This window comes from Chromohalobacter marismortui (assembly GCF_004364315.1).
Lineage (GTDB): Bacteria > Pseudomonadota > Gammaproteobacteria > Pseudomonadales > Halomonadaceae > Chromohalobacter > Chromohalobacter marismortui.
Genome location: NZ_SOBR01000001.1, coordinates 20,828 through 34,019 on the forward strand (window position 1 = coordinate 20,828; position 13,192 = coordinate 34,019).

Here is a 13,192-nt window from a genome sequence, read left to right on the forward strand (position 1 = left end):
AAACGGCATTAGGCCCAAGATGGCGCTGGATTTGCAAACAATGTATACGTCATCTTTTCGGCCACGGCGCGCCGAAAACGCCAACGGCGGCGAGACGCAATTCATCATTGGCGGGCGGCCTGCACGGTCGCCCTACCAGGCAAAGAGGCCTGATCCTGCTGCGGCGGGGTCGGGCCTCTTGCGTTTGCAGGCGGAGGGCGAGACAGCATGCAGCATCACACGACCTGCCCCTATTGCGGCGTTGGTTGCGGCGTCAAGGCAACCATCGAAGACGGCGTCATGACCGGCGTCGAAGGCGATCGGGACCACCCCGCCAACTATGGACGGCTGTGCGTGAAGGGCTCGGCGTTGCATGAAACGCTGGGTGATCACGGACGCTTGCTCGCACCACGCGTGGACGGGCGCGAGGTGAGCTGGGGCGATGCGCTCGACCAGGTGGCGACACGCCTGGCGGCGGTGCGCGATGAACATGGCGGTCAGGCGATTGCCGGCTATCTCTCCGGCCAGTTGCTCACCGAGGACTATTACGCCGCCAACAAGCTGTTCAAGGGCTTTCTGGGTTCGCCGCACCTGGATACCAACTCGCGGCTCTGCATGGCGTCCGCAGTGGCGGGCTACAAGCGCGCCTTCGGTGCCGATGCCGTGCCGTGCAATTACGAGGATTTGGAAGAGGCCGAGCTGGTGGTGCTGGTGGGCAGCAACCTGGCCTGGAATCATCCGGTGCTCTTCCAGCGTCTGCGCACCGCCAAGCAGCGCAACCCGTTGATGCGTGTGGTGGTGATCGATCCCCGGGTGACCGACACCTGCGAGATCGCAGATCTCTATCTGCCGCTCAAGCCGGGCAGCGACGCGCGGATCTTCAATGGACTGCTGGCCTTCATGGCCGACAAGGACAAGCTGGATGCGGTCTATCTGGAACGCCATACCCAAGGGCTAGACGATGCCTTGGCGGCGGCCCGTGACGAAGCGACGACGCTGGCGGGTATCGCCGACGATTGCGAATTGGACATCGAGGCCTTGGAAACCTTCTATTACTGGTTCGCTTCACAATTGCACGTGGTGACGCTGTATTCCCAGGGCGTCAATCAGTCCACCAGTGGCACCGACAAGTGCAACGCCATCATCAATTGCCATCTGGCGGGCGGCAAGCTGGGCCTGCCGGGTGCCGGGCCGTTTTCGATCACCGGCCAACCCAATGCCATGGGTGGGCGCGAGGTGGGAGGCCTAGCGAATCAACTGGCGGCACACATGGACTACCACACGCCGGGGGCTCAGGCGCTGGTAACGGAATTTTGGCATGCTCCTCACTTGCCGGAGGGCCCGGGCCTCAAGGCCGTCGAGCTATTCGAGGCCATCGAGCGTGGCGAGATCCAGGCGCTGTGGATCATGGCCACCAATCCCGTGGTCAGCCTGCCGGATGCCGATCAAGCCAAGCGCGCCCTGGCGAAATGCCCACTGGTGATCGTCTCCGAATGCATGGCGGATACCGACACCCTGGCCTATGCCGACATCGTGCTGCCGGCCAGTTCCTGGGCGGAGAAGGATGGCACCGTGACCAACTCCGAGCGGCGAATTTCGCGCCAGCGCGGCATGTTGCCGCCGCCCGGTGAGGCGCGCCACGACTGGTGGATCATCACCCAAGTCGCCAAGCATCTGGGGTATGAAGAAGCGTTCGAGTATCGCCATCCTCGCGATATCTTCGTCGAGCACGCGCGACTTTCCGGACACGCCAACCGGGCCGATGGAGTGCCGCGTGTGTTCGATATTTCCGCCCTGAGTGACCTGGACCGTCACGCCTATGACGCGCTGGTGCCGCTGCAGTGGCCGGTGACCGCCGAGGCGCCGCAGGGCACCGCCCGGTTGTTCGAGACGGGGCGCTTCGCCACCCCGGACGGTCTGGCGCGACTGGTGCCGGTGCGCCCGGCGCTGCCCGAACAGGCGGTGGAGGCTCGCTACCCGCTACGCCTCAACAGCGGACGCGTGCGCGATCAGTGGCACACCATGACGCGGACCGGTCGTGCCCCGCGCCTACTCAACCATCGCGCCGAACCCTATGTCGATATCCACCCGCAGGATGCCCGGGCGCACGCCCTCGTCGACGGGGGACTGGCGCGGGTCTTCAACCGTTGGGGCGAAGCCCGGGTACGGGTGCGTGTCGCCACGTCGCAGCGGCGTGGCGATGTCTTCATTCCCATCCACTGGAACGCCCAGTTCACTGGGGCCGGGCGTGTCGGCACGCTGTTCGCGCCGCTGACCGATCCGCTCTCGGGGCAGCCGGAGACCAAGCACGGCGCGGTGGCTTGCGAGCCGCTCGACGTGGCCGAGGAGGCGACGCTCCTGCTGGCGCCGATGTGCGCTCGAGCCCCCCTTCAGAGCGACGATGCCTACTGGGCGCGAATGCCGCTGAATCACGCCCAGCGCTGGCAGATCGCCAGCACCACGTCACGCGACTGGCTGGCCTGGTGCGCCGCGCGGTTCAGCGTCGAGGCGACGCTGTGGTGCGAGGACGCGACCAGCGGCCGTCTGCGGGCCGCGGGGCTTCGCAATGGGCGTCTGGTGTGGTGGCTGATGGTCGGGCCGCCCAGTGAACTGCCGGGGCTGGCCTGGCTCGATGCGCGGTTCGGCGACGCCGCGCTGACCGACGAACAGCGTCGCCGCGTCCTGGCGGGCAGCGCCTCGGGGCAGGCCGATACGGGCCCGGTGGTGTGCAGTTGTCACCAGGTCGGCGCCAAGACGATTCGCGAGGCCATCCGGCGTGGCGATACGAATGTCGATGCGCTCGGCGCGCGTCTGGCCTGCGGGACGCAGTGCGGCTCCTGCACTCCCGAACTCAAGTCATTGCTCGACGAGGAGGTGACCCATGCTCGCGCTGCTGACACGCTGGAAACGGCCTGAGGGCCGCGTCGCTTCCTGGGGCGCCTGGCTGGGACGCATGACCCACCGGCCGGAAAATGGCATGGCCACGATGTGCCGGGAGACACCCGCCACGCATGTGGCGCCGGTGGTGCGGCCAGGCCATGTGTATCTGGTAGGTGCCGGTGCCGGTCACGCCGATCTGCTGACCCTGCGTGCCTGGCGACTGCTCACGCAGGCTGATGTCATCGTCTATGACCGTCTGGTCGGCGACGATATCCTGGCCATGATTCCCCCGTCGCGCGAACGCTATTACGTCGGCAAGGCCCGCGGGCATCACAGCGTGCCACAGGCCGAGATCGGCGCCTTGCTGGCTCGGCTGGCGCGGGAAGGGAAGTCGGTCGTGCGTCTGAAGGGCGGCGACCCCGGGATTTTCGGTCGCATGGGCGAGGAACTCGCGATTCTCGGCGAGGCCGGCCTGCCCACGGAGGTCGTCCCCGGCATCACGGCGGCCTCCGCCGCCGCCGCCACCCTCGGCATGCCGCTCACCGACCGCGCCCACGCACAGCAGCTACGCCTGGTCACCGCCCAGCATTGCCGCGCCAGTGGCGAGCCGGACTGGCACGACCTGGCGCGGCGTGACGAGACGCTGGTGTTCTACATGGGGCTTTCCAGGGTCGACGCGATCTGTCGCGGATTGCGCGACGCCGGCCTGCCCGATGACTGGCCGATCATGCTCGCCGCCAATGCCTCGCTGCCCGAGCAGCAAACCTTGATCGGCACGCTCGGCGACATGCCCGAAAGGCTCGCCGCCACGCCACTTCCCTCGCCGTGCCTGATCGTCGTGGGCAGCGTGGTCACGATGGCCGACACGACCCGCCATGCAGACCGCGTCGTTACGCAGGCATGACGCTGGAACTGGCGTGTCAGCCAATGCCGCCGTCTCGAAACCTGGCCGCTTCGCCGAGCAGCCAGTCGATGAAACCCCGTATCGCGGGGGGCGCGTGACCGGTGCTCGGCAGGATCAGGTCGTAGGTAAAGGGCGAGTCGATCACGTGACGATCCCCGAAGGGGCGCACCAGGACGCCGCTGGCGTGGCGGTCGGCGACGACGGCGGGGTTGGCGAGCATCACGCCGCGCCCGGCGATCGCTTGGTCCAGGGCCAGGCCGTAGAGAGAGAAGCGCTGCTGAATCGGCAGTGTCCGGTCGGGTAGCCCGGCGGCGTCGAACCAGTCGCGCCAGCCGGGGAACGCGACGTTCTGGCGGGATTCCCAGACCACGTCGAGCAAGGGGTGGGCAAGCAGGTCGGCCGGCGTTGCGACGGGAGAGCGCTCCAGCAACGCCGGCGCGCAGACCGGGAACAGCTTGTCGTCGAACAGGCGGTGGCTGTCGACGCCGGCCCAGGGGCCGCGTCCGTAGCGCAGGGCGAGCCGTGCGCCATCACCGTGCCATATCGGGGCGCTCAGGTCCTGGTCCGCGTCCAGGGAGATCTCGACGTGACTTTCCAGTGCTTCGAATGCCGCCAGACGCGGGAGCAGCCAGAATTGAGTGAAGGAGGGCGGGGCGCTGAGAGTCAGCGTGGTGGCCGCATGGGCGCGCTCATGAACGGCTTGTACGCCGGCGGCGATGCGCTCGAGCCCGGCATCGACATCGTGCGCCAACTGCCGGCCTGCCTGTGTGACGCTGACGCCGTGCGGGTGACGCTCGAACAGCGCGATGCCCAGCCGCGCCTCGAGCTGCTTGACCTGACGACTGATCGCCCCCGGCGTGACGTTCAAGCGTGCCGCCGCGGTTTTGAAACTGCCCTCGCGCGCGGCCTCGACGAAGGCGCGCAGGGCATTGAGGGGAAGTCGTTCGAGCGTCATGAGTTGAGTTTTCCTGAGCCTGAGGCTGCAGATTAATCGTTTGGATTGCAGCGCGGCAAATGCTCCACTGAGTCTCGATTCAACAAAGGGTGGAAGCATGAAGGAATCTTCCTTGGAGACTGTCGCGGCAAGGCCGGATGTGGCGTCGCCGCGATTGCGACGCGGCCTGGATATGCCTGCCGGCATCGCGATGACCGGGTTTTGTCTGGTGCTGGGACTGCAGCAGGTGGCCATCAAGGCCGTGGCCGACGATATCACGCCCTTGAGCCAGATCGCGTTGCGCTCGCTGCTGGCGGGGGTAATGGTGCTGATCGTCGCGCGCATTCAGGGCATGCTGGTCGCCATGGCGCCCTCGGCCGCCCCCGGGGCGCCGGCCGGCGACATTCTCCTGGGCGACGCCCTGGGCTTGCTGGCGGGGCTGTCATGGGCCGCCACCACCCTGGTGGTGCGTCGCTCCTCGCTTTCCGAGGCGCCCCCCGTGCAGACGCTGACGTACCAACTCCTGACGGCGGGCGCGCTGTTGTTGCCCATCACCCTGTGGCTGGGCGATTGGCAGCAGGCCACGCCCAGCGGCATGGCCGTGGCCAGCATGACCTTTCAGACGCTGGTCATCTCGTTCGGTGCCCTGCTGTTGTGGTTCGCCCTGCTGCGCCGTTACTGGGCCTCGCAACTGGGTGTGTTTTCGTTCCTGTCACCGATCTTCGGAGTGCTCTTCGGCGCCGCCTTGCTGGACGAGCCCTTGAGCTGGAACTTCCTGCTCGGCGGGGCGGCGATTCTGCTGGGGATCGTGCTGGTCAGTCGCCAGGCGTGATGGCAGAGGCCCGGGTCAGGCGACCCAGTTCCTCGAGGTAGCTTTCCACGACCAGATTGGGCGGCGCGCCCTTGCGAGTGATGGCGCTGTAGCGGGTCAGGTAATGCCAGCGTTCGGGGTTCAAGGCACGCATGCGGCCGTCGCGCACCCAGCGTTCGGCATAGTGGGTCGGCAAGTAGCCGATATAGCGGCCGGACAGGATCAAGAAGGCGATGCCTTCGCGGTCGGTCGCCGAGGCGGCGGCCTTGAGCGGAGCATGGCACGCCTTGACCTCCGGCGTCTGGGCGTAGGCGGGCACCACGGCGTCATGCGCAGCGAGTTGTTCCTCGTCCACGTCCTCGACGTCGAAGAGCGGATGATCGGCGGCGCAGTAGAGTCGCGACGCTTCCTCGTAGAGCGGCAGATACGCAAGCCCCGGCAATGTCTTGAGTGCCGGGATCACGCCGGTATGCAAGCGACCGTCCAGCACGCCCAGTTCGATGTCGCTGGGCGGCATCATGCGGATATTGATGCGCACCTCGGGCCCCCGCGCCTTGAGCGCGCTGAGGGCATCGGTGATATACATCTCGGGCATGGTCACCAGGTTATCGGTGATGCCGATGCTGAGCTCGCCCTTGAGACGGGCATGCAGGCCATTGATGCGTGTCCGGAATCCCGCCACGGCCGTCTGCAGCTGGAGGGTGGCAGCGTAGACCTCCGCGCCCTCGTCGGTGAGGGCGAAGCCGCCGCGTCCTCGCTGGCATAGCCGCAGGCCGAGCCGTGTCTCCAGGTCGTTCATCGCCATGCTGATCGCCGCACGGCTGATGTTGAGTTCCACTTCGGCGGCGGAGAACCCGCCGCACTCTACGACCTTGCGGTAGATCCTCAGCAGGCGCAGATCGGCATCGCTCGGCTGCCCCATCAGGGTCTCGCTGCGGGAAGGCATGGCGGGATTCCTCATCTCGACGGCGGACACCTGCGAGGATAGCCCTGCCGGCCCGTAAAGTTAACCAGTGACTTGAATGAGATTCAGTATTTCTGGATTTAACTTATCCGCCGCCCCGCCTAGATTTTCGGTAGCACCATTCATCACCGCCTATCGGCAGGAGAAGACATGTCGGATCGCGAGTTTCCCCCCATGGCGGGTTTGAGCCCGGAGCAGCTGGACGCCTACTGGATGCCGTATACCGGCAATCGGCAATTCAAGCGCGATCCACGCCTCATCGTGGGCGCCAAGGGCAGCTATCTTACCGATGCCCAGGGTCGCCAAGTCTTCGATGCGCTCTCGGGGCTGTGGACCTGCGGTGCGGGGCATTGCCGCCCCGAAATCACCGAGGCGGTCAGTCGCCAACTCGGCGAGCTGGACTACTCGCCGGCCTTCCAGTACGGCCACCCCAAGGCCTTCGAGTTGGCGCATCGCCTGCGGGAATTGACGCCTCAGGGCCTCGATCATGTGTTCTTCACCGGCTCAGGCTCGGAGAGTGCCGATACCTCGCTGAAGATAGCGCGTGCTTACTGGCGCAAGAAGGGCAAGCCAAGCAAGACCAAGCTGATCGGGCGTGCCAAGGGGTATCACGGCGTCAACTTCGGCGGTTTCAGCCTGGGCGGCATCGGCGCCAATCGCACCATGTTTGGCCAGGGCGTGGATGCCGATCACCTGCCGCACACGCTACTCCCGGAGAACGCCTTCACCCAGGGCATGCCTGAGCGGGGGGCCGAGCGCGCCGATGAGTTGCTGGAGCTGATCGCGCTGCATGATGCCTCCAACATCGCGGCGGTGATCGTCGAGCCGCTGGCCGGCTCCGCCGGGGTGATTCCGCCGCCCAAAGGCTATCTCAAGCGCCTGCGCGAGATCTGCGACCAGCACAACATCCTGCTCATCTTCGACGAGGTCATCACCGGCTTCGGGCGCATGGGATCGATGACCGGGGCCGAAGAGTTCGGCGTGGTGCCGGATCTGCTCAATGTCGCCAAGCAGTTGACCAATGGGGCGGTACCCATGGGCGCGGTGATCGTGCAGGGCGAGATCTATCGGACCTTCATGGAACAGGGCGGCCCCGACTACATGCTCGAGCTGCCCCACGGCTATACCTATTCGGGGCACCCGGTGGCTTGTGCCGCCGCCCTGGCCGCGCTGGATGTGCTCGAGAACGACCGCCTCATCGAGCGAGTCAGAGAGATGGCGCCGATCTTCGAAAATGCGCTGCATTCTCTCAAGGGGACGCGCTACATCAGCGACATCCGCAACTACGGCCTCGCCGGCGCTCTGCAGATCGAACCGTATCCCGGCGAGCCGGGGCGGCGTCCTTTCGAGATCGCCATGAAGTGCTGGGAAAAGGGCTTCTACGTGCGCTATGGCGGCGACACCCTCCAGCTCGGCCTGCCGTTCATCGTCGAGCGCGAGGAGATCGATCGCCTCGTCAATGGGCTGGGCGACGCCATCGGCGAACTGGAATAAATCAGGCGACGCCTGTCGAGATGCGCGCCGGGGATAATCCGTCATGGATGGCGGATGTAGTGCCCAGGGAAGGGGTGACGGGCCTCCTCGCGGCCCCGTCGACGGAGCAGCCCCGAGTACTCCGCCAGTGTCGACCACATGAATGGGCTGAAGAACTCAAGCCATATAACACTCCCTCAGAGAGGCAGCATATGACCACACTCGGCCATCTGATCAACGGCTCACGCGTCGCCGGAGAAGGACGCACCCAGGACATCTTCAATCCCTCCACCGGTGAGGTCGGCGGCCAGGTGAGCCTGGCCAGCAAGGCCACCGTCGAGGACGCCATCGCCGCCGCCCAGGCCGCCTTCCCGGCCTGGCGCGACACGCCGCCCGTCAAGCGGGCGCGGGTGATGTTCAACTTCAAGCAGCTGCTGGAGCAGAACGCCGACGAGATCGCCCGGCTGATCGGCCAGGAGCACGGCAAGATCGTGCACGATGCCAAGGGCGAACTGCAGCGCGGCATCGAGAACGTGGAATATGCCTGCGGCGTGCCGGAGCTGCTCAAGGGCGAGTACAGCAAGAACACCGGGCCCGGCATCGACGCCTGGAGCGAGTTCCAGCCGCTGGGCGTGGTGGCCGGCATCACGCCGTTCAACTTCCCGGCCATGGTGCCGCTGTGGATGTATCCCATGGCCATCGCCTGCGGCAACACCTTCGTGCTCAAGCCCTCCGAGCGCGACCCGACCTCGGCGCTCTACATCGCCGAACTGGCCCTTGAAGCGGGCCTGCCCGCCGGCGTGCTGAACGTGGTCAACGGCGACAAGGAGGCGGTCGATACCCTGCTCGACGACGACCGCGTGAAGGCCGTGAGCTTCGTCGGTTCCACGCCGATCGCCGACACCATCCTCCAGCGCGCCAGTGCCAACGGCAAGCGCTGCCAGGCCCTCGGCGGCGCCAAGAACCACGCCATCGTGATGCCCGACGCCGACATGGACAACGTGGTCAATTCCCTGAACGGGGCTGCCTTCGGCTCCTCGGGGGAACGCTGCATGGCGCTGTCGGTGGCGGTGGCGGTGGGCGACGAGACCGCCGACGCGTTGATCGCCAAGATGCAGACGCAGATGAAGACCCTGAAGGTCGGCCCCTTCCATGACGCCGACAACGACTTCGGCCCGGTGATCACCAAGGCCCATCAGGAAAAGGTCTGCGGCCACATCGACAGCGCCGAGCAGCAGGGCGCCGATATCGTGGTCGATGGTCGTCGTATCCAGGTACCGGGGCACGAGCACGGCTTTTATGTCGGCGGGACGCTGATCGACCGCGTCACGCCCGACATGACCTGCTATCTCGAGGAGATCTTCGGGCCGGTGCTGCTGGTGGTGCGTGTCGGCACCATGGAGGAGGCCATGCGGCTGATCGACGACCACGAATATGGCAACGGCACCTGCATCTACACCCGTGACGGCGAGGCGGCGCGCTACTTCAGCGATCGTATCCAGGTGGGCATGGTCGGCATCAACGTGCCGCTGCCGGTGCCGGTGTCCTACCACAGCTTCGGCGGCTGGAAGCGCTCGCTGTTCGGCGACCTGGCCGCCTACGGGCCCGATGCCGTGCGTTTTTACACCAAGCGCAAGACCGTGACCCAGCGCTGGCCGTCGGCCGGCGTCCGAGAGGGCGCGCAGTTCTCCTTTCCTTCCTGACGCTCGATGGCCCCGCTTCAAACGGGGCCATCGCTTCCTTGGCTGGCAGCAGTGCCTAGCTGCCGGCACTGCCCGCGAATTGCGCGAAGACCTCGTCGCCGGTCAGGCACGGCGTGTCGTTGGCGAAATCGTAGAAGCTTGGTTTTTCGTCGATGAAAATCTGCTGTGCGATGGCCCAGGGTTCGCCGGCATCCAGCAAACCGACGGGAAAGGCGTAGTGCTGCCCATTGGCGAGACGGTAGAAAAGGTGCGTGCCGCACTGGCGACAGAAGCCGCGCTCGGCCCAGTCCGAGGAAGCGTAGACGCCGACGTTTTCCTCGCCCTCGAGGGTCATGGGCATCTCGCTTTCGACGGCGAACATCGGTCCGCCACTCCAAGTCTGGCACATGCGGCAGTGGCAAACGCTCACGTCATGACGCTCGAGCATGACACGGATGCTGACGGCGCCGCACAGGCAGGTGCCTCGGCTCTCTTGGGATGCTGACATGATGGGCTCCTTCTGGTGAGGGTCGATGAAGACCGGCAATGTCGTCAGGAATGGGGGAGTCAGTCAATGGCCTCGATGATGTCGGCGACCAACGGCTCAGGCAATAGTGTGGCCGATGCCGAGCGATCCCCCCAACGTATGAGATGCAAAAAAAAGTCCCCAAGAAGGGGACTAGGGGAGCACGCCAGCTCACTCGGTTCATCGCTGTCGTTCAGCGACGCTAAAAAGGGGGAAGGTATCGCCTTGTATCATGGGTGACGTCCTTCGTGTCTTATAGATAGCGAAGCGCATGCCATGTTTGTTAATTCCCTTTAAATACAGTTAATTATATGGTTTAGCGAGTAGGAGAGGCGTGCAGGGACGTGCCGAAACGGAGGCGCCGTGCCCCAGGACGGGCAAAATGCCCGTCCCGTTGCACCACGCAAGGGCACGGTAGCCTAAATCACCGAGAGCAGGCCGCCATCGACATAGATGATCTGGCCGTTGACGAAATTCGAGGCGGGAGCAGCCAGATAGACCACGGTGCCGACCAGATCGTCCGGGGTGCCCCAGCGACGCGCGGGTGTCCGATTGATGATCCAGTCGTTGAACTCGGGCTTGTCGACGAGGGGCTGGGTCATTTCGGTGATCATGTAGCCGGGGCCGATGGCGTTGGCTTGAATGCCGTGCTCGGCCCATTCCGCGGCCATCGACTGCGTGATCAGGCGCACGCCTCCCTTGGCGGCGGTATAGGCACCGACCGTGGGACGGGCTACCGAGCTCATCAGCGAGCCGATATTGACGACCTTGCCGCCTTGACCGCGAGCGATCATCCGCCTGGCCACGTGGCGTCCCATCAGGAAGGTACTGCTCAGGTTGGTGTCGAGCACTTTCTGCCATTCCTCGTGGGATGTCTCGACGAGCGGTTTGCGCAGCTGGATACCGGCATTGTTGACCAGGATGTCGATGTCGACGCCCTGGGCGTCGAGGTCGGCGAGCGCCCCCTCGATGGCGGCCTCGTCGGTGACATCGAACGAGGTGACGAGCACGTCGTGCCGCGTCTCGGCGAGGGCCTTTCGGGCCTGCTCGAGCTTCTCGGTGTTGCGTCCGTGCACGATCACGCGCGCGCCGGCTTCCGCCAGACCCTTGGCCATGGCATACCCGAGGCCGCCGGATGAACCGGTGATCAGGGCCGTCTTGCCGGTGAGATCGAATAGCGTCATCGCGTGTCATCTCCTTGTCTTGTCGTGTGGCGGGTGTCATGACGAATGACCCGACCAGTCTAGCGCGAAATTTATCGGCACGATGATGCTTCTTACCCACCGATACCCAACACCGGATAGAGCGAGGCCACGAGCAATACGGCCATGGCGATATTGAACGCGCGATGACGCCGGGCGCTTGAGAGCCAATGGCGAACCACCGTGCCCAGCCAGGCCCAGATGGAAATCGCCGGGAAGCAGACCAGGGCGAAGGCTGATGCCACCAGTGCGATGGATAGTAGCGAGCGGTCGGGCGCATAAAGCGTGATCGCCGACAGCCCCATAGCCCACGCCTTGGGATTCACCCACTGGAAAGCCGCGGCTTGCCAGAAGGTCATCGGTTGACCGCCGGTCGCCGTGTCTTTCAGCGGCGCGGCCGTGGCGATCTTCCAAGCCAGCCAGAGCAGATAACCGATGGAGATGACTTCCAGGACGTTACGCAGGAGTGGAAAGGCGTCGAACAGCGCCATCAGACCTACACCGGCCATCAGGGTCAATACGGTCAAGCCGCCGACGATGCCTATCATGTGCGGCACGGTTCTGCGAAACCCGAAGTTGGCACCGGAAGCCATTAGCATGAGGTTGTTCGGTCCCGGGGTCGCGGTGGTGACCAGCGCGAAGCCCAGCAGGGCAGCGAGTGTGGAGAAATTCATGAACGATTCTCTCTTTGCATGTGGTGTGAAATTTTAAGAGAATCGTTACGCAATATTGGGTTTTATATCGTCTTTTATGCGCGTTTCATGCAATGAAGGAATGAAATGGATGCTGTAGACCGCAGAATATTGCAAGAGCTCACGCAGGATGGTCGTGTCAGCAACGTGCAACTGGCCGAGCGCGTCGCATTATCGCCTTCGGCATGCCTGCGTCGTGTCCAGGAGCTCGAGCGCACGGGGGTGATTCGCGGCTATCGCGCGGTGACCGATCCCCAGCGCATGGGACGCGGGTTCGTGGCGTATGTCACCGTGGGACTGTCATCGCACACCAAGGTCGCTCAGGAAACCTTCGAGCGAGCGATGCATGTCGCCTCCGACGTGGTCGAATGTCACAACATCGCCGGCACGTTCGAGTATCTCTTGCGAGTCGAAAGTCAGGACTTGGCAAGCTACAAACGCTTTCACACCGAAATGCTGGGGACGCAGCCCCACGTCAGCGCGATCACGACGCACATCGTGATGAGCTCACCGAAAGACGAGCGGCGTTGATCGGTCGGCCAGTGCCCGGATGCACCGGCCGAGGAGGGAAGCAGTAGCGAGCATCGGCAGGACGCCGATGCATAATCTTACAGATTGGCGAGAATGGTTTCGGCGCTGCTCTTCTCGACGCCCTTTTCATCGACGCCCAGGTAGCTCACCACGCCGTCGTCGACGATCATGGCATAACGCTGGCTGCGGGTGCCCATGCCGGCGCCGCTGGCATCCTTCTCCATACCGATGGCGCGAGTGAAGTCGGCGTGACCATCGGCGAGCATGGTGATCGCCTGGGCGTTTTGATCCTGCTGCCAGGCGCCGAGCACGAAGGCATCGTTGACGGCCAGGCAGGCGATGGCGTCCACCCCCTTGGCGAGAATGTCGTCGGCATTGATCACGAAGCCCGGCATGTGAGTGTTGGAGCACCCCGGCGTGAAGGCACCGGGTACCGCGAACAGTACCACGCGCTTGCCGGCGAAGAACTCGCCGGTATCGAGGTCTTCCGGGCCATTGGCACCGTTGGTCTTGAGGGTGATGCTGGGTAGCTTGTCGCCTTGCGCGATGGTCATAGTGAACTCCTGTAGGTGGTCGATCCTGACCATTCACAATGCGCTAATCATGGCGGATGC

Annotated in this window: 12 protein-coding genes; 6 read left to right on the top strand and 6 right to left on the bottom strand. The window is 64.7% G+C overall.

Annotated elements, in window-relative coordinates:
- The first annotated feature begins 207 nt into the window (after positions 1-207).
- Complete coding sequence (locus C8E00_RS00080) at positions 208-2,895, top strand: nitrate reductase (RefSeq protein WP_133693178.1); 2,688 nt, start codon at positions 208-210, stop codon at positions 2,893-2,895.
- Positions 2,896-2,956: 61 nt separating this feature from the next.
- Positions 2,957-3,763, top strand: coding sequence for a uroporphyrinogen-III C-methyltransferase (gene cobA / locus C8E00_RS00085; protein WP_133694451.1), 807 nt, complete (start codon positions 2,957-2,959; stop codon positions 3,761-3,763).
- 16 nt (positions 3,764-3,779) lie between these two features.
- Here cobA and C8E00_RS00090 read toward each other — a convergent pair whose 3' ends face one another.
- On the bottom strand, positions 3,780-4,718 hold the full coding sequence (locus C8E00_RS00090) for a LysR substrate-binding domain-containing protein (protein ID WP_133693179.1): 939 nt from the start codon (positions 4,716-4,718) through the stop codon (positions 3,780-3,782).
- A 97-nt stretch (positions 4,719-4,815) separates the two neighbouring features.
- Between C8E00_RS00090 and C8E00_RS00095 the strand changes: the two genes are divergently transcribed.
- The gene (locus C8E00_RS00095; RefSeq protein ID WP_133693181.1) at positions 4,816-5,529 is read left to right on the top strand and encodes a DMT family transporter; all 714 of its coding nucleotides are present in this window, start codon (positions 4,816-4,818) and stop codon (positions 5,527-5,529) included.
- Here C8E00_RS00095 and C8E00_RS00100 read toward each other — a convergent pair.
- On the bottom strand, positions 5,513-6,454 hold the full coding sequence (locus C8E00_RS00100) for a LysR family transcriptional regulator (RefSeq protein WP_133693183.1): 942 nt from the start codon (positions 6,452-6,454) through the stop codon (positions 5,513-5,515). The genes C8E00_RS00095 and C8E00_RS00100 overlap by 17 nt on opposite strands.
- A gap of 168 nt (positions 6,455-6,622) precedes the next feature.
- On the opposite strand from C8E00_RS00100, the gene aptA reads away from it, so the two are divergent.
- On the top strand, positions 6,623-7,966 hold the full coding sequence (gene aptA / locus C8E00_RS00105) for an omega-aminotransferase AptA (protein ID WP_133693185.1): 1,344 nt from the start codon (positions 6,623-6,625) through the stop codon (positions 7,964-7,966).
- A gap of 191 nt (positions 7,967-8,157) precedes the next feature.
- Positions 8,158-9,648: a CoA-acylating methylmalonate-semialdehyde dehydrogenase gene (locus C8E00_RS00110; RefSeq protein ID WP_133693187.1), complete on the top strand. Its 1,491-nt coding sequence runs from the start codon at positions 8,158-8,160 to the stop codon at positions 9,646-9,648.
- Between the two features lie 55 nt (positions 9,649-9,703).
- Here the strand turns inward: C8E00_RS00110 and C8E00_RS00115 are convergent, their stop codons facing one another.
- The 3 genes from C8E00_RS00115 to C8E00_RS00125 all read right to left on the bottom strand — a co-directional run bounded on the left by C8E00_RS00115 (position 9,704) and on the right by C8E00_RS00125 (position 12,029).
- Positions 9,704-10,135 carry a GFA family protein gene (locus C8E00_RS00115; RefSeq protein WP_133693189.1) on the bottom strand — a complete coding sequence of 144 codons (432 nt, stop codon included), beginning with the start codon at positions 10,133-10,135 and terminating at the stop codon, positions 9,704-9,706.
- A 437-nt stretch (positions 10,136-10,572) separates the two neighbouring features.
- A complete protein-coding gene (locus C8E00_RS00120; protein ID WP_133693191.1) occupies positions 10,573-11,337 on the bottom strand; it encodes an SDR family oxidoreductase in 765 nt (254 codons plus the stop codon).
- Between the two features lie 92 nt (positions 11,338-11,429).
- Positions 11,430-12,029: a LysE family translocator gene (locus C8E00_RS00125; protein WP_133693193.1), complete on the bottom strand. Its 600-nt coding sequence runs from the start codon at positions 12,027-12,029 to the stop codon at positions 11,430-11,432.
- 105 nt (positions 12,030-12,134) lie between these two features.
- On the opposite strand from C8E00_RS00125, the gene C8E00_RS16770 reads away from it, so the two are divergent.
- A complete protein-coding gene (locus tag C8E00_RS16770; protein WP_133693195.1) occupies positions 12,135-12,578 on the top strand; it encodes an Lrp/AsnC family transcriptional regulator in 444 nt (147 codons plus the stop codon).
- Between the two features lie 77 nt (positions 12,579-12,655).
- Here the strand turns inward: C8E00_RS16770 and C8E00_RS00135 are convergent, their stop codons facing one another.
- Positions 12,656-13,132 (bottom strand): peroxiredoxin, encoded by a 477-nt coding sequence (locus C8E00_RS00135; protein WP_133693197.1) that lies wholly within the window; start codon positions 13,130-13,132, stop codon positions 12,656-12,658.
- Positions 13,133-13,192 lie beyond the last annotated feature (60 nt).

Bases quoted from the DNA above. Each gene is read 5' to 3' on its own strand.
- C8E00_RS00080 (WP_133693178.1), top strand. From the start codon at position 208: ATGCAGCATCACACGACCTGCCCCTATTGCGGCGTTGGTTGCGGCGTC.
- cobA (WP_133694451.1), top strand. From the start codon at position 2,957: ATGGCCACGATGTGCCGGGAGACACCCGCCACGCATGTGGCGCCGGTG.
- C8E00_RS00090 (WP_133693179.1), bottom strand. From the start codon at position 4,718: ATGACGCTCGAACGACTTCCCCTCAATGCCCTGCGCGCCTTCGTCGAG.
- C8E00_RS00095 (WP_133693181.1), top strand. From the start codon at position 4,816: ATGAAGGAATCTTCCTTGGAGACTGTCGCGGCAAGGCCGGATGTGGCG.
- C8E00_RS00100 (WP_133693183.1), bottom strand. From the start codon at position 6,454: ATGCCTTCCCGCAGCGAGACCCTGATGGGGCAGCCGAGCGATGCCGAT.
- aptA (WP_133693185.1), top strand. From the start codon at position 6,623: ATGTCGGATCGCGAGTTTCCCCCCATGGCGGGTTTGAGCCCGGAGCAG.
- C8E00_RS00110 (WP_133693187.1), top strand. From the start codon at position 8,158: ATGACCACACTCGGCCATCTGATCAACGGCTCACGCGTCGCCGGAGAA.
- C8E00_RS00115 (WP_133693189.1), bottom strand. From the start codon at position 10,135: ATGTCAGCATCCCAAGAGAGCCGAGGCACCTGCCTGTGCGGCGCCGTC.
- C8E00_RS00120 (WP_133693191.1), bottom strand. From the start codon at position 11,337: ATGACGCTATTCGATCTCACCGGCAAGACGGCCCTGATCACCGGTTCA.
- C8E00_RS00125 (WP_133693193.1), bottom strand. From the start codon at position 12,029: ATGAATTTCTCCACACTCGCTGCCCTGCTGGGCTTCGCGCTGGTCACC.
- C8E00_RS16770 (WP_133693195.1), top strand. From the start codon at position 12,135: ATGGATGCTGTAGACCGCAGAATATTGCAAGAGCTCACGCAGGATGGT.
- C8E00_RS00135 (WP_133693197.1), bottom strand. From the start codon at position 13,132: ATGACCATCGCGCAAGGCGACAAGCTACCCAGCATCACCCTCAAGACC.